Source organism: Bacillus sp. FSL K6-2839, from assembly GCF_038003365.1.
Taxonomy (GTDB): Bacteria; Bacillota; Bacilli; order Bacillales; family Bacillaceae; genus Bacillus.
In genome coordinates this window covers 315,393-336,897 of the sequence record NZ_JBBOOZ010000002.1, presented here as the reverse complement: position 1 = coordinate 336,897, position 21,505 = coordinate 315,393, and the positions used below count along the sequence as shown (strand labels likewise).

At 41.2% G+C, this 21,505-nt stretch carries 26 protein-coding genes; 19 read left to right on the top strand and 7 right to left on the bottom strand.

Annotated features, from left to right (window positions below; all coding sequences use genetic code 11):
* The 10 genes from MHH26_RS15840 (at position 1) to MHH26_RS15795 (ending at position 8,838) form a co-directional block, all read left to right on the top strand.
* Positions 1-1,179, top strand: coding sequence for a DegT/DnrJ/EryC1/StrS family aminotransferase (locus MHH26_RS15840; RefSeq protein ID WP_307500448.1), 1,179 nt, complete (start codon positions 1-3; stop codon positions 1,177-1,179).
* A complete protein-coding gene (locus tag MHH26_RS15835; RefSeq protein ID WP_307500447.1) occupies positions 1,176-2,051 on the top strand; it encodes a GNAT family N-acetyltransferase in 876 nt (291 codons plus the stop codon). Before MHH26_RS15840 ends, MHH26_RS15835 begins: the two co-directional genes overlap by 4 nt.
* A 1-nt stretch (position 2,052) precedes the next feature.
* Positions 2,053-3,177, top strand: a complete 1,125-nt coding sequence (locus tag MHH26_RS15830; RefSeq protein ID WP_340974020.1) for an N-acetylneuraminate synthase family protein — start codon at positions 2,053-2,055, stop codon at positions 3,175-3,177.
* On the top strand, positions 3,167-3,907 hold the full coding sequence (locus tag MHH26_RS15825) for a cytidylyltransferase domain-containing protein (protein ID WP_034660381.1): 741 nt from the start codon (positions 3,167-3,169) through the stop codon (positions 3,905-3,907). Before MHH26_RS15830 ends, MHH26_RS15825 begins: the two co-directional genes overlap by 11 nt.
* Positions 3,904-4,932, top strand: coding sequence for a PseG/SpsG family protein (locus MHH26_RS15820; RefSeq protein ID WP_340974018.1), 1,029 nt, complete (start codon positions 3,904-3,906; stop codon positions 4,930-4,932). The genes MHH26_RS15825 and MHH26_RS15820 overlap by 4 nt, the downstream gene beginning before the upstream one ends.
* A gap of 2 nt (positions 4,933-4,934) precedes the next feature.
* The gene (locus tag MHH26_RS15815; protein ID WP_034660377.1) at positions 4,935-5,675 is read left to right on the top strand and encodes a sugar phosphate nucleotidyltransferase; all 741 of its coding nucleotides are present in this window, start codon (positions 4,935-4,937) and stop codon (positions 5,673-5,675) included.
* Positions 5,672-6,637, top strand: a complete 966-nt coding sequence (gene rfbB, locus MHH26_RS15810; RefSeq protein WP_066031584.1) for a dTDP-glucose 4,6-dehydratase — start codon at positions 5,672-5,674, stop codon at positions 6,635-6,637. Before MHH26_RS15815 ends, rfbB begins: the two co-directional genes overlap by 4 nt.
* A gap of 3 nt (positions 6,638-6,640) precedes the next feature.
* Positions 6,641-7,495, top strand: coding sequence for a dTDP-4-dehydrorhamnose reductase (rfbD, locus tag MHH26_RS15805; RefSeq protein ID WP_060597528.1), 855 nt, complete (start codon positions 6,641-6,643; stop codon positions 7,493-7,495).
* Complete coding sequence (locus MHH26_RS15800) at positions 7,488-7,943, top strand: dTDP-4-dehydrorhamnose 3,5-epimerase family protein (protein WP_060597527.1); 456 nt, start codon at positions 7,488-7,490, stop codon at positions 7,941-7,943. Before rfbD ends, MHH26_RS15800 begins: the two co-directional genes overlap by 8 nt.
* Before the next feature lie 103 nt (positions 7,944-8,046).
* On the top strand, positions 8,047-8,838 hold the full coding sequence (locus MHH26_RS15795) for an SDR family oxidoreductase (protein ID WP_269202091.1): 792 nt from the start codon (positions 8,047-8,049) through the stop codon (positions 8,836-8,838).
* 13 nt (positions 8,839-8,851) lie between these two features.
* Here MHH26_RS15795 and MHH26_RS15790 read toward each other — a convergent pair whose 3' ends face one another.
* The 6 genes from MHH26_RS15790 to MHH26_RS15765 form a co-directional block, all read right to left on the bottom strand.
* Complete coding sequence (locus MHH26_RS15790) at positions 8,852-10,045, bottom strand: aminotransferase class I/II-fold pyridoxal phosphate-dependent enzyme (protein ID WP_196769768.1); 1,194 nt, start codon at positions 10,043-10,045, stop codon at positions 8,852-8,854.
* 17 nt (positions 10,046-10,062) lie between these two features.
* Positions 10,063-11,484: an ATP-grasp domain-containing protein gene (locus MHH26_RS15785; protein WP_066031587.1), complete on the bottom strand. Its 1,422-nt coding sequence runs from the start codon at positions 11,482-11,484 to the stop codon at positions 10,063-10,065.
* Positions 11,485-11,499: 15 nt separating this feature from the next.
* Complete coding sequence (locus tag MHH26_RS15780; RefSeq protein ID WP_066031588.1) at positions 11,500-12,261, bottom strand: SDR family NAD(P)-dependent oxidoreductase; 762 nt, start codon at positions 12,259-12,261, stop codon at positions 11,500-11,502.
* Entirely contained in the window at positions 12,258-12,965 is a 708-nt protein-coding gene (locus MHH26_RS15775) for a cupin domain-containing protein (protein WP_066031589.1), read from the bottom strand. Before MHH26_RS15775 ends, MHH26_RS15780 begins: the two co-directional genes overlap by 4 nt.
* 1 nt (position 12,966) lies before the next feature.
* Entirely contained in the window at positions 12,967-13,569 is a 603-nt protein-coding gene (locus MHH26_RS15770; protein WP_034660365.1) for a bacilysin biosynthesis protein BacA, read from the bottom strand.
* A gap of 149 nt (positions 13,570-13,718) precedes the next feature.
* The gene (locus tag MHH26_RS15765; RefSeq protein WP_340974011.1) at positions 13,719-14,951 is read right to left on the bottom strand and encodes an MFS transporter; all 1,233 of its coding nucleotides are present in this window, start codon (positions 14,949-14,951) and stop codon (positions 13,719-13,721) included.
* 145 nt (positions 14,952-15,096) lie between these two features.
* Between MHH26_RS15765 and MHH26_RS15760 the strand changes: the two genes are divergently transcribed.
* From MHH26_RS15760 to MHH26_RS15745, 4 genes are all read left to right on the top strand, one after another.
* Positions 15,097-15,576 (top strand): Lrp/AsnC family transcriptional regulator, encoded by a 480-nt coding sequence (locus MHH26_RS15760; RefSeq protein WP_041816025.1) that lies wholly within the window; start codon positions 15,097-15,099, stop codon positions 15,574-15,576.
* A gap of 555 nt (positions 15,577-16,131) precedes the next feature.
* Entirely contained in the window at positions 16,132-17,100 is a 969-nt protein-coding gene (locus MHH26_RS15755; protein ID WP_340974009.1) for an alpha/beta hydrolase family protein, read from the top strand.
* A gap of 46 nt (positions 17,101-17,146) precedes the next feature.
* Complete coding sequence (locus tag MHH26_RS15750) at positions 17,147-18,472, top strand: sensor histidine kinase (protein WP_226509266.1); 1,326 nt, start codon at positions 17,147-17,149, stop codon at positions 18,470-18,472.
* 13 nt (positions 18,473-18,485) lie between these two features.
* A complete protein-coding gene (locus tag MHH26_RS15745) occupies positions 18,486-19,043 on the top strand; it encodes a response regulator transcription factor (protein ID WP_106038353.1) in 558 nt (185 codons plus the stop codon).
* Positions 19,044-19,232: 189 nt separating this feature from the next.
* On the opposite strand, the gene MHH26_RS19270 is transcribed toward MHH26_RS15745, so the two are convergent.
* The gene (locus MHH26_RS19270) at positions 19,233-19,523 is read right to left on the bottom strand and encodes a helix-turn-helix domain-containing protein (RefSeq protein WP_106072020.1); all 291 of its coding nucleotides are present in this window, start codon (positions 19,521-19,523) and stop codon (positions 19,233-19,235) included.
* 143 nt (positions 19,524-19,666) lie between these two features.
* On the opposite strand from MHH26_RS19270, the gene MHH26_RS15740 reads away from it, so the two are divergent.
* The 5 genes from MHH26_RS15740 (at position 19,667) to MHH26_RS15720 (ending at position 21,460) form a co-directional block, all read left to right on the top strand.
* Positions 19,667-19,807 (top strand): helix-turn-helix transcriptional regulator, encoded by a 141-nt coding sequence (locus MHH26_RS15740; RefSeq protein WP_240667843.1) that lies wholly within the window; start codon positions 19,667-19,669, stop codon positions 19,805-19,807.
* Between the two features lie 20 nt (positions 19,808-19,827).
* A complete protein-coding gene (locus MHH26_RS15735) occupies positions 19,828-20,115 on the top strand; it encodes a hypothetical protein (protein WP_106072021.1) in 288 nt (95 codons plus the stop codon).
* A 358-nt stretch (positions 20,116-20,473) separates the two neighbouring features.
* Positions 20,474-20,614, top strand: a complete 141-nt coding sequence (locus MHH26_RS15730) for a hypothetical protein (RefSeq protein ID WP_164847182.1) — start codon at positions 20,474-20,476, stop codon at positions 20,612-20,614.
* A gap of 26 nt (positions 20,615-20,640) precedes the next feature.
* Positions 20,641-21,120 carry a hypothetical protein gene (locus MHH26_RS15725; RefSeq protein ID WP_226509264.1) on the top strand — a complete coding sequence of 160 codons (480 nt, stop codon included), beginning with the start codon at positions 20,641-20,643 and terminating at the stop codon, positions 21,118-21,120.
* On the top strand, positions 21,092-21,460 hold the full coding sequence (locus tag MHH26_RS15720; RefSeq protein WP_106072023.1) for a hypothetical protein: 369 nt from the start codon (positions 21,092-21,094) through the stop codon (positions 21,458-21,460). Before MHH26_RS15725 ends, MHH26_RS15720 begins: the two co-directional genes overlap by 29 nt.
* The last annotated feature ends 45 nt before the right edge of the window (positions 21,461-21,505 follow it).

The window sequence follows — 21,505 nt, the reverse complement described above, 5'->3', positions numbered from 1 at the left end:
ATGGAAAAAAAGAGAGCGCAATTTCTTCCTTATGCCCTGCCGTTGATTGAGCAGGAAGAAATTGACGAAGTCATTGGAACATTAAAATCCGGCTGGCTGTCAACCGGACCAAAAGTAAGACAGTTTGAAGAAGAGTTTCGGCAGCTGACCGGTGCAAAACATGCGATCGCTGTCAATTCATGTACGGCTGCTTTATTTTTAGCCTTAAAGGCTAGAGGGATTGGGAATGGGGATGAGGTGATTACAACGCCTCTGACATTCTGCGCAACAGCCAATACGATCATTCATACAGGGGCAGCACCTGTATTTGTCGATATTGACCCAGCGACTCTCAATCTCGATGCAGAGAAACTAGAAGCGGCGATTACACCACATACAAAAGCGATTGTCCCTGTTCATTTTGCTGGTCAATCGTGCGATATGGACCGGATTTTAGCCATTGCCAAAAAGTACGATCTATTTGTGCTCGAGGATGCCGCTCATGCTCTGTATACAACGTACCATGGTCAGCCCATTGGAGCGATTGGTGATGCGACTGCCTTTAGTTTTTATGCGACGAAAAACATAGCGACTGGAGAAGGCGGCATGCTGACGACAAATGATGATGCACTTGCCGCACGAATCAGAAGACTAGCACTCCATGGGATGAGCAAGGGAGCGTGGAATCGTTATGGAGAAAAAGGAACATGGTACTACGAGGTCGAGGAACCTGGCTATAAAATGAACATGTTTGATGTGCAGGCATCGTTAGGGCTTGTCCAGCTAAGACGTCTGGATGATATGCAGGCACGGAGAGAACAAATTGCGAAAACATACAATCAGGCATTTCAAAAAGAAGCAGGGCTGATTTTGCCGCCTGTCCATCATGAGGGAAGACATGCATGGCATTTGTATGTACTGCAAGTGGATCCAAAAGAAGCATTCATCACACGCGATGAGCTGATTGATCAGCTGCAAAAGGAGTATAAAATCGGCACGAGTGTTCACTTTATCCCTGTTCATTTGCATCCATACTATCAACAAACCTACCACTATTCACCAGAGGATTTCCCTGAGTCACTCGCTTACTATAAGCGGACTCTCTCACTGCCTCTTTATCCAAGTATGACCGATGAAGATGTGCAGGATGTCATCACTGCGGTGTTGTCTATTTTAAAAGATCAGAAGGCATCTTCATGAAGGCCGTTCATGCAATAGACGATCAGGTGCTGTCCGCTTGGCTGGAGAAATACGGCCAACAAGCTGAACAAATGAAAGGCTTCAAGCAGTTTGGTCTTGTCAGTGGCGCCCAGCTCAAAGCGGTGCTGTTATTCGACTGGTCAAAATGGGAAAGCGGCATATTTGATCAGCATATTTTTCATGTGAAGTTTGCGGAAGCTGAGTCATCATCTGCTTTTCAAGAATTGATGGAGCGCTTCATCAATTGGATGAGAACAGAAAAATGCGATTTTTTCTTTTTACGTCTTGAAGCGGCTGATCTTGAAAAAAACCGGATCGTCCAAAGGCTGTCACATGTGTACTATGTAGGCGGTCTCACTCGGCTTGAGGCGCCGCCTGTTCACATGGAGATGCCATTAACAGGTGAAGATGTGGTGATAAGTCTGCCGGATGAAAAGGAATACGATGAGGCGGTTTCACTTGGTCATCAGGCTTTTGTGAAAAGCCGGTATGCACTCGATCCATTTTTAGACCAGAATGTCGTCCAGCATTTCTATCAAGAATGGATGAGAAACAATTTGCTCGGACGTGCAGATATCAATCTCGTGGCAAAGGTGAACGATGAAGTCGTGGGCTTGATACAAGGGATGACCAAGGGCGATGAGATGGCGCTTGAGCTGTTTGCGATTAGACCGGATGTACAAGGAAAAGGGATCGGGAAAAAACTGTTTATCGAGATGATGAAGGTCTCTTATGAGAGAGGGCATCGTTTTATTTCTGCCGGAACACAGCTGCATAACACAACCGCCATTCAGCTGTACGAAAAGATGGGCTTTAGAACAACAAATGCCTTCTTGTATTACCATGTATGGCCGAAAAAAGGAGAGAGATAAGATGGCGCATTTCTATATTGGAGATCGCAAAGTGGGGGATGGCGCGCCTGTTTTTATCATTGCAGAGGCAGGCATTAACCATGATGGAAAGCTGGATCAGGCGCTTGCTTTAATTGATGTGGCAAAAGAAGCAGGTGCCGATGCAGTGAAGTTTCAAATGTTTCAAGCTGATCGGATGTATCAAAAGGAACCGGGTTTATACGAAACAGCCAAGGGAGAAGAGGTATCCATTTTTTCTTTAGTCGAACAAATGGAGCTGCCGCCAGAATGGCTGCCAGCTTTATTGACGCGCTGTGAGGAAAAAGGGCTGATGTTTTTAAGCACAGTGTGTGACGAAGAATCTGCGGATCTATTGAATCAAACCGATCCGCCGGCTTTCAAACTGGCATCCTATGAAATCAATCATTTGCCTCTTTTGCGTCACACGGCTTCTTTTCAAAAGCCCATCATTTTCTCAACAGCCGGAGCCACTATTGCAGATGTTCATGAAGCATATGAGGCGATTACAAGCGAGCAAAACCATCAAGTCGCCATTATGCATTGCGTAGCAAAGTATCCAGCACCTAGAGCTTACACGAATCTTCGTGTGCTTCAAACCTTAGCCTCGGCTTTTCCTGAGGCAGTCATTGGCTTTTCTGATCATAGTGAGCATCCAACTGAAGCCCCTGTTGCCGCTGTGAAGCTTGGGGCAGCCATGATTGAAAAGCATTTCACGGTAGATAAGACGCTGCCTGGGGCCGATCATTCCTTTGCGCTCGATCCAGAAGAATTAAAGGAAATGGTTCAGCATATTCGAGCGGCGGAAAAGGACCGAAATCAATCAGAAACAGACGCTCATCCTCTGTCAGAGGAGATCCTTGGCAGTTCTTATAAAACGACAGCAGCCATTGAAGGGCAGATTCGTAAATTTGCGTATCGAGGGATTTTTACAACAAAAGGTATTGCAAAGGGCGAGACTTTGACAGCACAAAACATAGCCGTATTACGTCCAGGACAAAAAAGCCAAGGTCTGCATCCGCGGTACATGGAGATTTTACTTGGCACCAAGGCTGTGAGAGACATCCCAGCCCATACAGGCGTATCGTGGAAAGATGTGCTCATGCAGGAGTCCGAGCATGATCAATGATGTGCTCTTTGTCATACAAGCTAGAATGGGCTCAACAAGGCTGCCAAAAAAGGTGATGAAACCGATCGGCGGTATGGCACTGATCGATTTCATTGTTGAACGGGTAAAGCAATCAGATCATTACAATCACAAAACCCAGAACCTCATGATTGCCACAACAGTCGAGGCAGAGGATGATCTGTTGGCTCAATATTGTTTATCAAAGGGCTATAAGGTATTTCGCGGTAGTGAGATAGATGTACTGCAGCGATTTGCGCAGATTGTCCGTCATTTTGAACCGCAAACCATTGTCCGTTTAACGGGAGATAATCCATTTATAGATCCAGCGCTTTTGTCGAAAATGGTTGAAGAACATAGACAGAAGAAGGCTGATTACACGTATACGACTGGAACGCCACTCGGTATTTCCGGGGAAATGATCGACGCATCAATTTTACGTGAAATCGACAATTTTCCCCTTACGCAGCCGGAGCGTGAGCATGTCACTCTGTATATCCGAAAGCATCCTGAGCGATTTCAACTGCAATTATTCACACCGCCCAAAGAACTCGCATATCCTGCTTATCGATTCACGATTGATACAGAAGAAGATTATGTATTTGCCACCCGTTTACTTGAGAAAGCTGGTGGATCTATTGCTGTGCCTACGGCTGAGCTTATCTCCATTTGTGAACAAGATCCTGATATTGTTCGGTTGAATCAATTTGTGAGACAGAAGGATGCTGAATGAATAAAAAAATCATGATTGTTGTGTACGGTGGTTTTTTAAGAGGGATGGGGCATGTCGCCAGAATGAGACGGCTGGCAAAAGAATTGTTTCAAGAAGGAAACGACTTATATTTCTATACAAATGAACAGATTTGTGTAGAAATGCTCTCGCATCCAGCTTGGCACGTTCATTTAGTGCAGGAACCAAACGTAATCCTTCAAATGGAGCAGGATATAAAAGAGCTGAATCCTGATCTTCTGCTGATTGATGTGCTTGATTGTGACCTCCAGTTTCTTCGATCGATCAAAGCGTCCTCCGGCTCTGCAAAGCTGGTCTTATTTGAAGAAGAAAGAGCAGAAGCCTGCCAGCTTGCTGATGCTGTCGTGAACGGCATTTATGGTGGTCTGGACGAAAAGCGTCTGCAAGTAAATGGAACGGACTATTTTTATGGAACACCTTATTTATTGTTAGATCACGAGGTCAGCAGATTAAAAGACACATATGAGGTTCGAAAAGAATGCAAAAAGGTGGTTATCAGCCTTGGAGGCAGTGATCCAGGCGGATTGTTATCAAAGGCTGTATCAGCACTCTTCGAAGCTGGCCATTTACACATTCTAGCGGTTACAGGAAAAGCCTCTCGCATCGAAGAACAAATCGAGGCTGCGCATATTCAATTCATTCGCCATACGGATCAATTACCTGCCCGTCTTGCAGAAGCCGATCTGGCGATTGTTGCTGGCGGGATGACGTTATATGAGGCAGTTTGTATCGGGGTGCCCAGCATTGTCCTTTCGCAAGTAGACCACCAAGCAGTGACAGCCACTCGTTTTGCACAAAAGGGAGCCTGCCACCATCTTGGATTAGGTGACCTTGTGGATGAAAAGGATATATGGCGTGCTGTTGAAAGAATATCCGCCAGTTACTTTCTCCGCAGGAGCATTCATCTCAATGGACGGTCACTCATTGATGGAAAAGGAACCGAACGAGTGAAAAACATTCTTATACACCTCATGAACCATCACCAAAAAGAACATAAGGATGTGTAGATGTGAAGGGAGTTATTTTAGCAGGAGGAAAGGGATCACGACTGGCACCTTTAACGAAGATTTTCAATAAACATTTATTGCCGGTTGGTCCATATCCAATGATTTATTGGTCTTTGTTCAAACTGAAAGAAGCAGGGATTTTAGATGTGATGGTCATATCACAAGAAGAACAAATCCCGCTGTTTCAAAAGCTACTTGAAGGCGATCAGGAACTCGGGATGAATATTGTCTATCAGGTACAGCCTGAAGCTTCTGGAATTTCGGACGGTTTATCCTATGCAAAGCCCTTTGTAGAAGAGGAGAAATTTGTGCTGATGCTAGGTGATAATGTATTTGAGGATTCGCTAAGCCCTTTTGTTGAAGCCTTTCAGCAGCAAGAAAGCGGAGCGAAGGTTCTGTTGAAAGAAGTGGCAGATCCAAAGCGGTTTGGCATTGCAGAAATTGATGCCGCTCACCACCGGATATTATCAATTGAGGAAAAACCGGAGCATCCGCGTTCATCTTACTGCGTCACAGGCATCTATTTTTATGATCAAGAAGTCTTTCAATATATAGAGAAAATCTCGCCGTCAGATCGAGGCGAATTAGAGATTACAGATGTAAACAATCTCTATATCTCAAATAGCCAGCTGACCTATGATATGTTAAAAGGGTGGTGGATTGATGCAGGAACACATGAATCTCTCCACCAAGCATCTACGAAAATGTTTGAAACGATGAAGAAAAAAGAGGGATACGAATGACGAAGTCTTATTTAATTACAGGCGGAGCGGGATTTATTGGACTAAATTTTGTGAAGCTGCTGCTTCAGGAAACCGATGTCCGGCTCACTGTTTTTGACAAGTTAACATATGCCAGTCATCCAGAGGAGATGGATGAATTATTAAAGCTGTCTCATTTTCGTTTTATTCAAGGGGATATCACCCTTCAGCATGAGTTGGATCAAGCATTTGATGAAGTCTATGATGCCATCATTCATTTTGCAGCGGAATCCCATGTTGATCGCAGTATTGAATCGGCTGAGCCCTTTATTCAAACCAATGTGCTCGGCACCTATCGTATGCTGGAGGCAGTCTTAAAAGGAAAGGCGAAAAAACTCATTCATATTTCAACAGACGAAGTATATGGAGATTTGGAGCTGGATGATCCTGCTTTCACAGAACTAACACCACTTTCACCGAATAATCCTTATTCAGCAAGCAAGGCGAGTTCAGATCTGCTTGTGAAATCTTATATCCACACTCACCAATTACCCGCGATGATCACACGATGCAGCAACAACTACGGACCGTATCAGCATGAAGAAAAATTAATACCGACTATTATTAGAAAAGCGATCAATGGTGAAAAGGTCCCGATTTATGGAGACGGCCAGCAGATTCGCGATTGGCTGTATGTAGAGGATCATGCGAGAGCTGTAAAGCGGGTCCTTGAAAACGGAACAGCTGGGCAGGTGTACAATATTGGCGGCGGCAACGAGAAAACGAATCTCGATTTGACCAAGACCATTCTGACGCAGCTCGGGATCAGTCATGACCGTATTGCGTTTGTTCAAGATCGAAAAGGGCATGACAGACGGTATGCTATTGATGCCAGTAAGCTGAAACGGGAGCTCGGCTGGACGCAGGAGACGTCATTTGAAGCAGGTATTGAAAAAACGATCAATTGGTATTGTGCCAAATTTGATCAGGGCGAAGAAGGGTGACGGATGAAAGTTTTAATCACCGGTGCAGGCGGGCAACTAGGGAAAGAATTGAGCAGACAGCTCAAGGAAAAAGATATCACCGTCATTGCCTTAACGAGGAGTATGCTCAATATCGCAGACCAGCAAGCAGTCAGACACGCAATGAGACACTTTCAGCCTGATATTGTTGTCAGTGCAGCAGCATATACATCTGTTGATCAATGTGAAACAGAAACGGAAAAGGCGTATCTTGTCAATGGCATTGGCGCCTATTATACAGCGCTGGAGGCAAAGAACGTGGGGGCTGATGTGTTACATGTCAGTACAGATTATGTATTTGACGGGCAAGCAGACAGCCCTTACCAAGTCGATGCACAAGCAGATCCTCAAACCATTTATGGAAAAAGTAAAAAGCTTGGTGAGGAATTGATTCATCTCGTGTCAGACGAAGTGAAAATCATCCGTACATCGTGGCTATACGGACATGAGGGACATAACTTTGTGAATACCATTCTTAGGCTCGCAGAAACAAAGGATCATTTGCGCATCGTGAACGATCAAGTAGGATCACCTACTTATACAAAGGATGTCGCAGAGGCAATCATTCATTTGTTTGATCAAAAAGCAGGGATTTATCATGTCAGTAACCGAGACAGCTGTTCTTGGTTTGACTTTGCGTCAGAAATTGTCGCAAAAAGCGGCCTGTCTACGACCATTGAGCCAATTTCCACGGAAGAGTACGGCTTCCAAACGCCTCGTCCAGCCTATTCTGTGTTAGACCTTCAAGCGATTGAAGCCACAGGCTGGCAACCAAGACATTGGAAGGATGCACTTCACGAATATTTGCAGAAAGAAGGGAGATGGCATCAGCATGATTGATGGTGTACAAACGAAAAAACTCATGAAACATTGTGATGATCGCGGCTTTTTTGCAGAGCTCATTCGAGATGATGAGCCGATGCTGAAACGCTTTGGGCAGGCATCGTGGTCGAAAAGCTTTCCAGGAGTGATCAAAGCCTTTCATTATCATGAAAAGCAAGACGACGTTTGGTTTTTCCCAGCAGGTCATGCCCAGGTCGTTTTATACGATTTGCGTGAGGATTCTCCTACAAAGGGTGAAACCGACGTGTATTATATGGGGGAAGACAATCCAATGCTGCTCCTCATCCCAAAGGGTGTCGCACATGGCTACCGGGTACTAGGCGAGACGCCGCTGCAAATTGTGTATTTCACGACAGAATCCTATGACCCGAAAAACCCAGATGAAAAGAGAATCGCTTGGAATGATGAGACGATCGGATTTGATTGGGAAACGACATTTAAATAAAGAACAGAGGCCTTTCGCAGGAGAAAGGTCTTTTTTTGTTGAAATACATTCTATATGTGTCATTTTATGTATGTTTACTAAGTTGAGTAGAAAAGGGATGTGGATGAGTTTGTCTAAAAGAATTGCATTTGTCACAGGGGCAAGTACCGGGATTGGAAAGGCAATTGCTATAAAGCTTGCCGCCCAAGACCATGTAAAAGTCATCATCAATTCTAGAAATCAATCCTCACTAGAAGATGCGCAGCAGCACATTGGGCGTATGGCAGAAACAAAAGAGCCGGTGTCTCTTTTCTGTGGCGATATGTCCCATGAAGGAGTGCGAGCTGAGGCCTTTGCGGCAATAGAAAAAGAGTTTGGCAGACTGGATGTGTTGATTAATAACATTCCAGGAGGGAAGCCAGATACTTTTGATTCATGTGAAAGTGAGCAGATGCTGGCAGCATTTTCTCAGAAAGCCATTGCGTACATTGATACGATGAAACGTGCGGCAGCGATGATGAAAAGACATGAATACGGCCGGATCATTCAAATTGTCGGGAACCTCTGGAAGGAACCTGGTGACCAAATGTTTACGAACAGTATGATGAATGCAGCGATTATCAATGCTAGTAAAAATGCAGCCACACAGCTTGCGCCCTCAGGAATCACAGTAAATTGTTTAAACCCAGGATTTATTGCTACAGATCGGTATGAACAATTTATCGGAAACATGATGCGTCAACAGTCATTATCACGCGAAGAAGCTGTAAAAGCTGTTGCGTCAGGAATCCCGATGCAAAGAGTAGGTTCAGCGAGTGAAATGGCTTCATTAGCCGCTTTTATCGCATCAGAGGAAGCCTCCTATGTCACCGGACAGCAAATATCCGTCGATGGTGGTTCAATGAAAAGTATATAACATGAAAAACCCGCTATATGCGGGTTTTTTGATGAAAGCGAATCGGCAGTATATGGAGCCGATCGATAAAAAGGGCAAGCTGTTCAATTGACGCCACCATTGAGATGCGGACATGACGTCTTCCATGTGCTCCAAATACACCCCCAGGCGTCACGACGACATCTGCATGCTCGAGTAAATAGTCGGCAAAAGCATGAGAATCCTCGAAATCATCAGGGATCGAAGCCCATAAATAAAAGGCGCCGGCTGGACGTTCAATGGTCCAGCCAAGCTGCTTCTCCGCTTGACGGATGAAGAAATTCATTCGTTCAAGGTAGACTTCTTTCAAGGATTGAATATGACAGTCATCACTTTGTAAGGCAATGGTGGCGGCTTGTTGAAATCCGCCATACATACTGACAAACACATGATCTTGGAAGGCGTTTATGGCATGAATGATGTCCTCATTCCCTACAGCAAAAGCGACTCTCCATCCTGCCATATTGAATGTTTTGGATAAAGAATATAATTCCACGCCTACTTTTTTTCCAAGAGGTGCCTTTAGAAAGCTTACTGGTTTTTGCTCATAATGAAATGAACCATAGGCAAAATCATGAATCACATGCAGACCGTGAGCTGAGGCAAATTCCGCAGCTTCTTCAAAAAATGCTTCACTTGCCACAGCACCTGTAGGGTTATTCGGATAATTTAAGAAAAGAACCTTTGCCTTTTTTAACACGTCTGGATCAATTGACGGGAAATTCGGCAAATAGCCATTTTCCTCTTCCAGTCGGATGCAGTATGGCTTTGCGTCCGCCATCAAGATGCCTGAATGATATTCTGGGTATCCAGGATCGGGGACGAGGGCAATGTCCCCTGGATCAAGCAGGCACTGACTCATCACATAAAGGCCTGTTTTCCCTCCATTGAAAAGGGCAATCTCCTTCTGCGGGTCAACCTCAATGCCGAATTCCTTTCTGTAGAAATCTGCAATGGCTTGCTTGAAAAAGTCAAAGCCTCTAAAAGGAGCATATTGCTGAAATTGCAAAGTGCCTGCTGCCTCTTGAAGGGCACTCACAATATGGGCAGGAGTAGGAAGATCGGGATTTCCCTGACCAAGGTTCACAATGTTCGCTCCGTTTTGTGTTTTATGTGCAATTTTCTCAAATACGGTTCCAAATTTTTGTTCTGGCAGCCGTTCAATCATGTTAGATGGTAAGATCTTCACCACGTTACCCTCTCTTTCTATCCCTTCACTAGTTCATCCATTAACTGAATGGTTGCCTGCTTCTGAATGTTACGGATGGATGCGGCAACATCCTGAGAAGACGAGCCTTTTAATTCAAGAGACACGATGCCATTAAATGCTTCAAATAAAGATAGGTCCACAAAGGTCCCTTTAGGTGGGACGGATTCACTGATGATGACAGTATCTCCAACCAAAGTGTCCTGCTGAATATGCACATGATCAATGGTGATGTGTGTGACCTCAGGCGGAATGTGTCCGCTCTCTTTGAAATGCTGAGGGTATAAATGACAGTCTGCTAAATAATGCGTATGTCCAGAAAGCAGTTCTTTTGGCAAATCAGCCTTTTTTCCATCGACTAATACATCAATCAGCAGCTTGGCCATATCCACCCCAAAGACCTTTTTGATATTCGGAATCATATTCCAGCCAGCAAATCTAGCTGCTGATTCGATTAATCCGGTTTCTCGATTTTTCATGAGCTTGATTTCTGTATGAGTGGCACAGTTTTCAAGACCTAGCCCTTCATTTGCCTTCTTTGCTGCCTCAATGATGAGTTGCTGGGCTTCATTGTCTAGGATCGACGGAGTAATATGAGCCGTTTCTGTAAAACCGATTTGAGGGGTCTTATCATGAATGACAAAAGGGATATATTCACCCTCAACGACTAACCCTTCAACACTGACATAATCAGCGTAGCCGTCCTCTTGATACCAATCCTCGTAAGCACCCTCTAAGTATGTTTCAGCGACAAACGGAGCTTCATACGTCACAGCGTTTGGAACGGGAATGGTTTGCAAATAGGATTGTACGTTTAAAAAGAGATCATCACTGCCGGCTCGGTCATGAAAAAGGGTCACGCCAATGGAGCTTGCTAAATATGTAGGCTTTAAAATAAGCGGTGTCCCGATATGTTCAATGGCTTGCTGGAAATCAGCTAAAGTAGTGACAGGCTGAGTTTTTACTGCTTTGACCCCAGCCGCGTTGAATGCAGCCCTCATTTGACTTTTATCACGCGCTAATTCAGCTGCCTTTACCCCAGCGCCGCGCAGTCCAAGACGCTCAGCGGCTTTTGCCATTGGTGTAATGAATAATTCATTATTGGTGGTAATCGCATCCGCTTTGAAAAAGGAAGCCACACGAACTAGGTCGTCCACCACCTCTTCCTCGGATTTCAGATAATCGTCATGTGCCCAGTAAATAGAATCTGGGTGTTCAAAAGAAGGGTTTGTGTCAAAATAATCTCGATCTTTGATGACGGCAATGGAGTATTTTTCGATTAGCTCAGCGTGTCCCTTTGTAATAGCAAAGGGTCTCGGGATATAAGAAACGATATGATACGATGCTGCCACGCTTTCGTAAAACATATGGGGCGGGCATCCTCCCAGATCAGCAATGACAAGTACGGTTTTTTTACTCAATGAAAGCACTCCTTTTTATCTAGCGGTGTAACCGCCATCTGCTGTGACAACACTTCCAGTCATATAACTGGATAGATCAGAGGCGAGAAACAGCATGACGCCCGCAATTTCTTCGGGTTTTCCGAGACGAAGTAATGGGTTCACCTTTGCTTTTTCTTTTTTGACAACCTCAAGACTTTCTGAATGATTGTCTAAAAAGGATTTTTCATTTAATGGCGTATCAATAATGCCCGGGGCGATACAGTTCACCCTGATTTGATGGGCGGCATAGTCGACCGCCATGGATTTGGTTAGCTGGATGACACCGCCCTTTGTTGCGTTATAGGCAGGGATGTCAGGCCAGCCAACAAGACCCCCGACAGATCCAGTATTGATAATACTTCCGCTTTTCTTTTCAAGCATATGCGGCAAAGTATGCTTACTCATGAGAAATACACCCGTCAGGTTGACCTGTACAATGTGGTTCCAATCCTCCAGTGTCATCTCGTGAACGGGGGAGACAATTTCGATGCCTGCATTGTTAATCAAAACATCAATTGTTCCAAAATGGTTCAGCACGAACTGAACGGTTTTTTGACAGTCAGACTCATTCGTAATATCTGTTTTGAAAAACGCAAGATGCTCGTGCGGCAATGATTCGACGAGTTGTTTGCCGCTCTGTTCATTGATGTCAGCCACTGCTACTTTTGCTCCATGCTCAAGGAAAAGCTTGACTGCGGCAAGCCCAATCCCTGATGCACCTCCTGTAATCAGGACGACTTTTCCGTCGAGGTTCATTTCTTCACCTTAGACGCTTTTGGCTTCAACCGATTATAGCGGGGAGGGAAGAAGAGATTAATAGACTTTGATGCTTCCGGCTTTGGATTTATCGCACCATGATCTTCCTTTGGATCACAGAAATAAGTGGTGCCAAATTCCATTTTCTCTGTAAAGCCTTCAATGGTCATATCATAACCTCCGCTGATGCAAATGCCGATTTGTTCATTGCGGTGTTTATGAAAAGGCATTTCACCGCCATTTCCAGGAATGTTGGCAATCATGAGCTCCATCCAATCCTCAACAAAAAAGGTGACTTCCATGCCAGGGAGTAAATCCCGTGTTTTGAAAATATCTAAGAAATAAGTAGGAGGAGCCGTATATTCCTCGCCATCTTTTAATCTCTTAATATCAATGGCAATCACTTCTTCATCTGTCAGGTTAGATGCGCCGTGAGGGACAAAAGGTGGTGCGATATAGGCTGATTCTAAAGGGGTGAGCAATTGGGTCGATGGGCCGACCGTCATTTGAAGCTCGCCTTTTAATACGATGCCGATTTGTGCTTCGGGATGCTCGTGAGGTTCTATGATCGTGTGAGGAGGGACGTATGAAATTAACACTTCCGTATCACCTCTGACCGTGGAATATTGTGTGACACCATTCTCCCATTCTACTTTTTTGGCTTGAGGAAAATATCGTTCTTGCGTCTTTTGTTCAGTTTGCATATTATATCTCTCCTTTTCCGAATATGGACCAGCTCATTGGGATGCTTTTAAACGTTCGAATGAAGGTGAGGCCGTATGTGGCTCTGGCCACTTCATTGGTTAAAGCGAAATCAAATTCGCCGTCTCTTACTTTTTGTGCGGCAGTACTTGTAGAATTGACCAGCTCAAATTCAGCATTTTGGTGAATGAAATATTGAATCAAATTGACAGGTGCAGGGTGAGAGACAATTTTTAAATGGTGGAGCATTTGTTCTTGAAATGGGAAATCTGGTCTGACAGCCAAACCATACATGGGTGTGTCACATCTGAAAATTTGTAAAAGCTGCAGGTCAGGTCTCATGTAGAAGTGTTTGATTCCTTCGTATGCGTGTGGAACGAGAGTGTATTGGAGTGCGTTAGAGAGAGTATGTTCAATGCAAGTTTCGAACGTGTCGTAAAGGGATAGTTTCGTATGAGTGCCGAGTGTAGTGGTGGAATGAGAGATGAAATGTTTTGCTGCATATTCACTGCTTGTCCCCTCAGGGCCTAGTGTATTGACTGTAAACATCTTAGGTGAAACGATGGGCTCTTCTTTGAAATGAAAAACATCATTCTTTAAGATCATGTTTACCATCCAATCTTTTTCAAATTTTTACTAGATTATAAAAAATAAATTTGGCAATTGTCAACAAAATTTATAAAAAATGTATTTTACGATGATATTAAAAATTGATCTAAAAAACTGCACATACCGAGATGTGCAGTGAAATGAGCTTACGTTTCAAATGTGTTTTTATGTTTCTGCTGTAAGGTTCGTTCACGTTTATAGCTGGCGAAGCTAATGAGAAAACCAACAAGCGTAATGAGTGCACATACAAGCCCTACCGTATGATAGCCGAAATGGACATAGACAGGTCCCATAAGAGCGGAACCAAGCATAACGGCAAGATTGGACGCAAGGCTGTAAAAAGCCATCACTTTGCCTCGGTGGATTTGGGAGCAGTCGCTTAGGACAGTGCTCAAAAGCGTGACAGATAAACTTTGCATGGCACCCCAAATAAATAGGGCGAAAATCAGCAATGTCCATGAGAAAGGTGCATAAGGAAGTAAGGCGAGAACGAGCGTAATGCCGCCCAGCACAAAGAAAAGAGTACGTGTTTTGCCAAACCAGTCTGCTAATTTCCCTGTAAATACACTCATGGAAAAACCGACGCCGTAAGCCATGATCAGAAGTCCTGCCGTCGATTGCCCTCCAGAAAACAGACTTTGCAGATAAGCTCCTAAGAACGAGTACATGCCATAAAATCCTAGCATATTACAAAATGTCACGGTCAAATAGGCGGGGACACGATCAATTTTCAAAGCTCCCCATAAAGAGCCAGTTTTCCCCCTAGCTTGAGGTGTTCCTGTATTCGCTGTCGCGGTTTGTTTGCGTGATTCAAGGATGACGAGCAGCAGGACAACGAGACTCATGATGGCGAAGATCCAAAATGTCCAGCGCCAGTTCAAACTCTGACCGATAAAGGCGCCAATTGGTACACCAAGGACAAGAGAAAGAGACCAGCTCGACACAATGAGTCCCATCACCTTGCCTCGATATTCGTAAGGAACCCGGTCGCCTACAAGAGCATAGGCTGTTGGCACAAATACACCGGTCGCCAGCCCAGAAATGGCACGGCCGGCAAAAAACACTGCTAAATTCGGGGCAGCCGCACACATCACGGTTCCAATCAAAAAGAAAGAAAGCCCGATGATCAAACACAGTTCCCTTGAATACCGGTCCCCTAAAGGAACCAGCAGCGGGGCTCCAACCAGCACAGCTAACCCATAAATGCTGATGGAAAGGGCGAGAATATCAAGAGAGTGCTGAAAGGAGTTTGATAAATCAGGCAGCAGTGGTGAAATCACCAGTTCTTCCGATCCCGCCGCAAAGACGCCAAGTGTGAGCGCGATGGCAAGTGTGATGGGAAACGTTTTAGAAGCCTTGCTGTCTAAAGATTCTTTCATCAGGTGATCCCTCCATACTTGCTTTTTCATTCAATTCCGTTAAAATAAATTCTACCATTATTTAGTTTTATTTTACATTTCGAATCATAAGTATTATCATAAAATACTTTTCAAATGGAACGACTTTCGGATAGGAGAGGTACGAATGAAAATCACCGATGTTGATGTGCATATTTTAAATGAATTGAAAGAAGATGCCCGCTTGTCTATGAGGGAATTGTCCAAACGAGTCAATTTATCCGCACCTGCGGTAGCTGAAAGAGTACGTAAATTAGAGGATGCAGGAATTATTGAAGGGTATTCGGTTCAGGTTAACTATAAAAAATTAGGGCTTATGATTGACTGCCTGCTGGAAGTCACAGTGCTAAACGGGGAGTATCAACGTTTTGTGGCTTTTATGAATCAGCACCCACGCGCTTTTTTTGCTTATCGAGTGGCAGGACAGTCATGCTTTTTCATTAAGCTGTCAGTCGCTTCTCTTGAAGAAATTGAAGCCTTTATTCAGGCAGTGTCTGGGTTTACAAAAACCGTATCTCATATCGTCTTATCCGAGCACTCCTTTTCCCATCCAGTTCAGGAACGTGTGAAACAAATAGAAGAGCCAGAAATGACCGTGATGAAATAAAAAAGGACCTGACTCAGGTCCCTTTTGTTCGACTATCTGACTGATAGCTCATGATCGTAATGATGAGTCCAATGAAGGTTACAGCTGCAGCAAATAACGGTACAAGCTGCAAGACTGTCAAGCGCTGCACCGCCGGCATTCCCGATATTAAAGGCAGAATGGCTGAGGGCATATATAGAAAATAAAATTCTGTATTACAAGATATCTTAAACAGACTAAATGTATTTATAAAAATGTGAATTGTTAATAAGGTATTATTGCTGATGTGAGTTTGTTGATTGTAGGTTTATATTAATCTTTAAAATCTCTCAACCTATTGATATATATGCTTCGATAAGGTCTTTTATGATTTCCCTTATATTTTTTGTCTTTTTATTTTTATTGTTTATCTTTATATTAATTGTTTCTTTAATATATCTTGTTTATTACACATCATTGGCTTACTAATTAGCTTTCATTCATCAATTTATTTATTTAATTTGTTTCCAAAAAAATAACCTTTTTATGCTAAAATATTCGCAAAGTAATAATTTGAGATTAAAGGAGTTAATTCTTTTGAAGCTTTTAAAAGTAATAGATTACGCAGCATTAATGGATATGCACAGAACAAGAAGCAAAGAAAGTCACTATAATAATTTACCTATTGACGTAGGTAATAGGGATCGTTTTTTTAGTGCTCAGCCAATTGATTTAGAATTTCACATCGATAACCATACAGCAAACTTAAAAAGTGGGATATTTTCTTTTCATTCAAGCATCAGATCTGATGTAGATAAGAATGACAAGGTTTCTGGGGAAATGTTTTTGCGTAAAGAGTCTAAGCACAAGCCCAATGTAATCTTCGTACATGGATGGCGCATGGATTCATACGACAGAATTAAGAAGATTTATCACGATAAAATCGTTAAAAATTATGATTGGAATATGTATTACTACACGCTGCCTTATCATTTCGATAGGGAACCACAAAATTCAACATATTCTGGTGAACACATGATTAGCGCCAATATAAGTCGAACAGTGCAATCCTCCCAGCAAGCTATTGTTGAACTTAGAGGGCTGATTAAATGGATCAAGGAAAACGAAGGTGGAGAAATAATAGTAATTGGCATTAGTTTAGGAGGGTGGCTAACAAACTTATTAGCAACAGTCGAGAAAGACGTTAATATTGTTGTATCAGCTTTTTATGCGAATAATATTGCGCATTCCATCTGGAACACTCTTCCTGGGAAGTATATACGAAGAGATCTGGAGGAACATGGAACAACGTATGAAGAACTCGACAAAGCTTGGGATATTATGAACCCTAGTAAAGCAAAACTTCTCGTAGACAAAGAAAATGTACTCTTAATATCAGGAAAATATGACATGTATATCGACATAAACGATGCTGATACTCTGTGGAATAGCTGGAATCAACCTAAAAGGCACGTATACAGTTGTGGGCATGCTGGAATTGTTCTATCTAGAAATAGAATAGCAGCTGACACACTTCAATTTATTGAAAGTAGGCTAAAGAAATAAAATGATGTTCATCCTAACTGCATTGTTGTGGGCCATGAGTTTAGTTTTGTTTCTTACTTATCCTGAAAATGAAAAAACAAGATGGGGCAGTTTTATTGGTTTTTTTGGGGGATTTGGTGGTTTAAGTGTAATTTTATCTTATTACTTGGATGGTTCATCTAGCCAGCTACAGCTGATCCACTACATTACATCATCGATTGGACACTATGGAACAGCATATGCAATCATGATTTTCGGCCTTGTGTTTTCAGAAATAATCACAAGTAAAAAGCAAAGTTTCATTTGGAAAATAATTTTGTTCATACCCGTAATCATTATGCAAATTTACTTTACGGAATTCCCTCTATGGCAAACACATCATGTAGTTCTTTCATTATGGGTCGTACCATACGTCTTTATTTCTTTAGGATTGATGGTTTATGCAGCATATACAGAAAAGAGTATAACAAGCAAAAGACAAAAAATTTATACTTGTCTAGTTGTTGTACCAACACTCTTATTCGCGGTATTCACCAATATAATTTTAGAAGCCTTTGGAATATTCGGTGTATGGATGCTAAACCCTTGGGTAATAGCTATTGCTTTTGTACTATTTGTTTATTTTATAATTAAATATGGCTTCCTGGGAGTACAAATAAAGTTTGAAAAACAAAGAAGAGACTTAACTATGAAGGCAGTAACATCTGGTACTGCCTTATTAAATCATTCAATAAAAAATGAAGTAGCAAAAATAGATCTTCTTGCAAATGACCTCAAAGAGTCAAAATTTTGGGAAAATCAGGAATCAGTTGATATGATTCTTAAATCAGCCAATCACTTGTTTGAGTTGTCGAGCCGTATTCAAAGTAAACTTGATATTATGGAATTAAAGGAAACAGAATTTAATATTATAGATCTTGTTAATTCAAGTGTTGAACTACTTCAGCCACAGATCAGCACTGTACAATTAAAGAAATTATTTGAAGTGGATGCGAATATCTATGCAGATCCTATTCACTTGCAAGAAACGTTATTAAATTTAATGAAAAACGCGATGGAAGCAATGGAGGATAATAAGCAGATAAAGATCAGAGTCTACCAGGTGCGTCGTAAATTACATATTGATGTCGCTGATAATGGAAAGGGTGTTAATAAAGAAATGCAGGCCAAAATGTTAGACCCGTTTTTCTCTACAAAAAAGAAGGTTGGAAATTTTGGTCTTGGCTTAACATATTGTTATAACGTCATGACAAAACACAACGGTAGCATAAAAGTAAATAGCCAACTAGGAGAGGGAACAACTATAACCTTAACTATTCCCAGAAACAGAGTTATCAACTTAAAATCAAGTTCAAGTTCGAAAAAAGAAATTGTTGGTGAAAGTTATGGATAATAGGATCAAGGTAATGATTGTTGAGGATGATCCAGTGTGGATGAAGGGTATTAGCGACTTAATTTCGAAAGAAAAAGATATGGTTGTTGTAAAAAAAGCTCTCACAAAAAGTGAAGCCTTGCAGCTGGAGAATCATGAAGTTGATATTATACTTATGGATTTAACTTTATCTGAAGATGAGGAATTAGGCGGTTTAGATTTATCAAAAGAGTTGGTTGAAAGAGGTTTCCAGAAGATCATCATGCTTACTTCCTGGGAAGAGCCTGCAATCATTCTAGAATCATTTGATCAAGGGGCCATGAATTACATTAACAAGTCATCGTACAAAGATATCCCAAAATTTATTAGAGAAGCTTTTATAGATAAGGTTACATTAAATGCTGATGTTTCAAGCCTGTTAATTAATGAACTGCGTATAGAGAGAAAAGCTAGCATATTAACTCCGGCCGAAAGAGAGGTTTATAAATTAAAAGAAAAAGGGTTAACAAGAGGGCAGATCGCAGAACATTTGTTTAAATCGGTCGAAACAATAAAAAAACAGTTGAAGACGATAAAGAAGAAACTTAAATAAAAGGGGGGGTATAAAATTAACCCTCCCTTTTTGTTTTATCATCTTGTAAAGTAATATTCGTAATCGAATTTAAAAAATCCCTCAATAAGTCACGTTCCTTATCACTTAATTCGTTGAAGGATTGTATGAGGGGGGCAATATTATTCATAAGTGAAAGAACATTAGTTGATAAAAATGATTGGATAAACTCTATTTCGCCACCTGACATTTGATTAAGTACATGAATAAGCTTCCATTTTTCTGGGCACTATCATCAACTTCAGGGAAGAGAGATTTAGGCAGAACTCCATACAATGGAATATTTAAAGCTTTGCAAATTTTAATCAGTGTCTCGATGTTTGGTGAGGAAGTCCCCCTTTCAATTTTACTTATAGAGGATTGGGAGACTCCTGAAAGGCTAGAGAGTTCAGTAGATGATATCTTTAACGCTTGCCTGCTTTTGAGAATATTTCTTCCTATTTCATTTCGTAATTCGTTCATAAGATCCACACACACCAATGCTTGTTTTTATTTAATGATAGCAGAAAAAGGTAAGATATTTTAATTTCAACTTTAAGGAGGTGAAAACAATAAAGAACATCGTTAAAGAAAAGAGAAAAGAAAAAGGGTGGACCCAGTTTCAGTTGGCAGCAGTATCCGGGGTTTCGCAAGCAACCATCTCTAAGATTGAGAATGGAGACTATAATAAATCCTCCCTTGCTGTGATGATGAAAATTACGCAAACATTAGGAATAAAGACAGAGGATTTAACAGAAAATTTATAAACGGTGGTGCAACATCAAATATGAGACAGGCGCAAAAAATGTCAGAAGAAAAAATGGTAAGATTTGAATTTGTTGATCTTGCTAATAAAGTGACGATTAAGACCTTTAATAAAGAGATTTATGTTCTGAAATCAAGTTTATTTGTTCAAAATGTCCATAATAATCAAATCTTAAGATTTCATGAAATTTATTATGATATAAGAACAGTAAGAACAATTGAAGGCAAAGTTCTTGCTAAACGCAAGAATAGAAATAGTGAACTGGTTAAGGTTGGCAGGTCAAGATCAGTTAGTTATAGAGCAAGTTAAACTGTAATGATTATTAAAATGTTCCTTGAAAAAAAAATTATGCGTGGTGCTTGGTCGAAGATCACCAACCAAGTTAACTATACGACTAATCTAGTTAGTGGGGAGAAGCTTAAAATCCACTTGTGATACAATTCGTGACTGAGGTTTTCTATTTATGATAGGAAATCCAAGGTTGTTGGTACATGCCAAAAACCAACATTATAAAAAGAGATAATACGAATAAATATGGAAGTTACATTTCTTGTACCATATCATGTATTTTAAGTTGGTTTCCATATTTAATTGTAGCATCTAGAGTCTTTTATTACGGCATTCATTCTTAGAAAAAAATGACGATACTATAAAAGGGGATTTTACAATGAAAAAGAAAATTATTGCTGGCATTGCAGTAGCGACTATTGCTGTAACCGGTTTCGGTGGAGTTTATATATACAATAAACAAGCTGAAGCAAAAGAATCTAATCATTTTAATGAAGCTATTGCTGCTGTACGTAACTAAACAAAAATTTGAATGAAAAGAATTTATTGGCTGTTAAAGGGAAAACAGAGTTAGTCAGCGACAAAACGGCAAAAAAATCTTTACTTGCTGATATAGAGCAAGCAGAGAAAAAAATTAATTTCTCAAAAGAATTAAATAAAGTATCAAGCAAAAAGGGTGTTCTTAAACCAGGTGAAACAAAGAAACAAATTAGTTCCTTGGAAAAAGCACTTGCAGCTATCAATGATAAGAATTTTGTAAAGAAAGAAACTAAATTCTTAAAGAGCCTATCAGAACAGCAAAAAGTTCTCGGAAAATCAAATAAAGCATTAAAAGCTGGAGTGAAATCTCAAAAGGATATTGATCTTGCTAAAAAGGAGATCAGCAAAATTAAAAATCCAGAATTAAAGAAAGAAATGCAAAAGAAACTAGTGAAACTTGAAAAAAATTATGTCAAAACAAAAACTAAAGTTGAACAGAAAAACATTGTGACTAGCAATGAGAAAAGTAAATCAAGGCGTTACTAGTAAAACCGAAGAACAAACTCCTAGCAGCAATAAGAAAGTCCAAAATGGATACAGTTCAAATAAATCTAATAATAATTCCAATGTTTCTAGATCACTTAAACCAAACTATTCCAACAAGAAAAATAACAATATTAGTTCTGGTTCAACTACCCCAAAGAAGTCTTATGTAAAAAAAGAGACTCCAAAAAAATCGCCTAATAATTCTACCTCTAACGGTAAAAGAACTGGTGGTGGCAATATTAAAAATAATGGTGGTAACGGTGAATCTGGGAAAACGTATAACGAGTACACTTACGGTGAAGGTGAACTTGACGTGACATGGGATGAACTAAATAAATAGCAAGAAAAAAGAGTATTTCTTAAAAAGGAATACTCTTTTTTTATT

What these genes read in the sequence shown, in the direction of transcription:
- MHH26_RS15840 (WP_307500448.1), top strand. Translation starts at nt 1, where the DNA reads ATGGAAAAAAAGAGAGCGCAATTTCTTCCTTATGCCCTGCCGTTGATT.
- MHH26_RS15835 (WP_307500447.1), top strand. Translation starts at nt 1,176, where the DNA reads ATGAAGGCCGTTCATGCAATAGACGATCAGGTGCTGTCCGCTTGGCTG.
- MHH26_RS15830 (WP_340974020.1), top strand. Translation starts at nt 2,053, where the DNA reads ATGGCGCATTTCTATATTGGAGATCGCAAAGTGGGGGATGGCGCGCCT.
- MHH26_RS15825 (WP_034660381.1), top strand. Translation starts at nt 3,167, where the DNA reads ATGATCAATGATGTGCTCTTTGTCATACAAGCTAGAATGGGCTCAACA.
- MHH26_RS15820 (WP_340974018.1), top strand. Translation starts at nt 3,904, where the DNA reads ATGAATAAAAAAATCATGATTGTTGTGTACGGTGGTTTTTTAAGAGGG.
- rfbB (WP_066031584.1), top strand. Translation starts at nt 5,672, where the DNA reads ATGACGAAGTCTTATTTAATTACAGGCGGAGCGGGATTTATTGGACTA.
- rfbD (WP_060597528.1), top strand. Translation starts at nt 6,641, where the DNA reads ATGAAAGTTTTAATCACCGGTGCAGGCGGGCAACTAGGGAAAGAATTG.
- MHH26_RS15800 (WP_060597527.1), top strand. Translation starts at nt 7,488, where the DNA reads ATGATTGATGGTGTACAAACGAAAAAACTCATGAAACATTGTGATGAT.
- MHH26_RS15795 (WP_269202091.1), top strand. Translation starts at nt 8,047, where the DNA reads ATGAGTTTGTCTAAAAGAATTGCATTTGTCACAGGGGCAAGTACCGGG.
- MHH26_RS15780 (WP_066031588.1), bottom strand. Translation starts at nt 12,261, where the DNA reads ATGAACCTCGACGGAAAAGTCGTCCTGATTACAGGAGGTGCATCAGGG.
- MHH26_RS15775 (WP_066031589.1), bottom strand. Translation starts at nt 12,965, where the DNA reads ATGCAAACTGAACAAAAGACGCAAGAACGATATTTTCCTCAAGCCAAA.
- MHH26_RS15770 (WP_034660365.1), bottom strand. Translation starts at nt 13,569, where the DNA reads ATGATCTTAAAGAATGATGTTTTTCATTTCAAAGAAGAGCCCATCGTT.
- MHH26_RS15765 (WP_340974011.1), bottom strand. Translation starts at nt 14,951, where the DNA reads ATGAAAGAATCTTTAGACAGCAAGGCTTCTAAAACGTTTCCCATCACA.
- MHH26_RS15760 (WP_041816025.1), top strand. Translation starts at nt 15,097, where the DNA reads ATGAAAATCACCGATGTTGATGTGCATATTTTAAATGAATTGAAAGAA.
- MHH26_RS15745 (WP_106038353.1), top strand. Translation starts at nt 18,486, where the DNA reads ATGATTGTTGAGGATGATCCAGTGTGGATGAAGGGTATTAGCGACTTA.
- MHH26_RS19270 (WP_106072020.1), bottom strand. Translation starts at nt 19,523, where the DNA reads ATGAACGAATTACGAAATGAAATAGGAAGAAATATTCTCAAAAGCAGG.
- MHH26_RS15735 (WP_106072021.1), top strand. Translation starts at nt 19,828, where the DNA reads ATGAGACAGGCGCAAAAAATGTCAGAAGAAAAAATGGTAAGATTTGAA.
- MHH26_RS15730 (WP_164847182.1), top strand. Translation starts at nt 20,474, where the DNA reads ATGAAAAAGAAAATTATTGCTGGCATTGCAGTAGCGACTATTGCTGTA.
- MHH26_RS15720 (WP_106072023.1), top strand. Translation starts at nt 21,092, where the DNA reads ATGAGAAAAGTAAATCAAGGCGTTACTAGTAAAACCGAAGAACAAACT.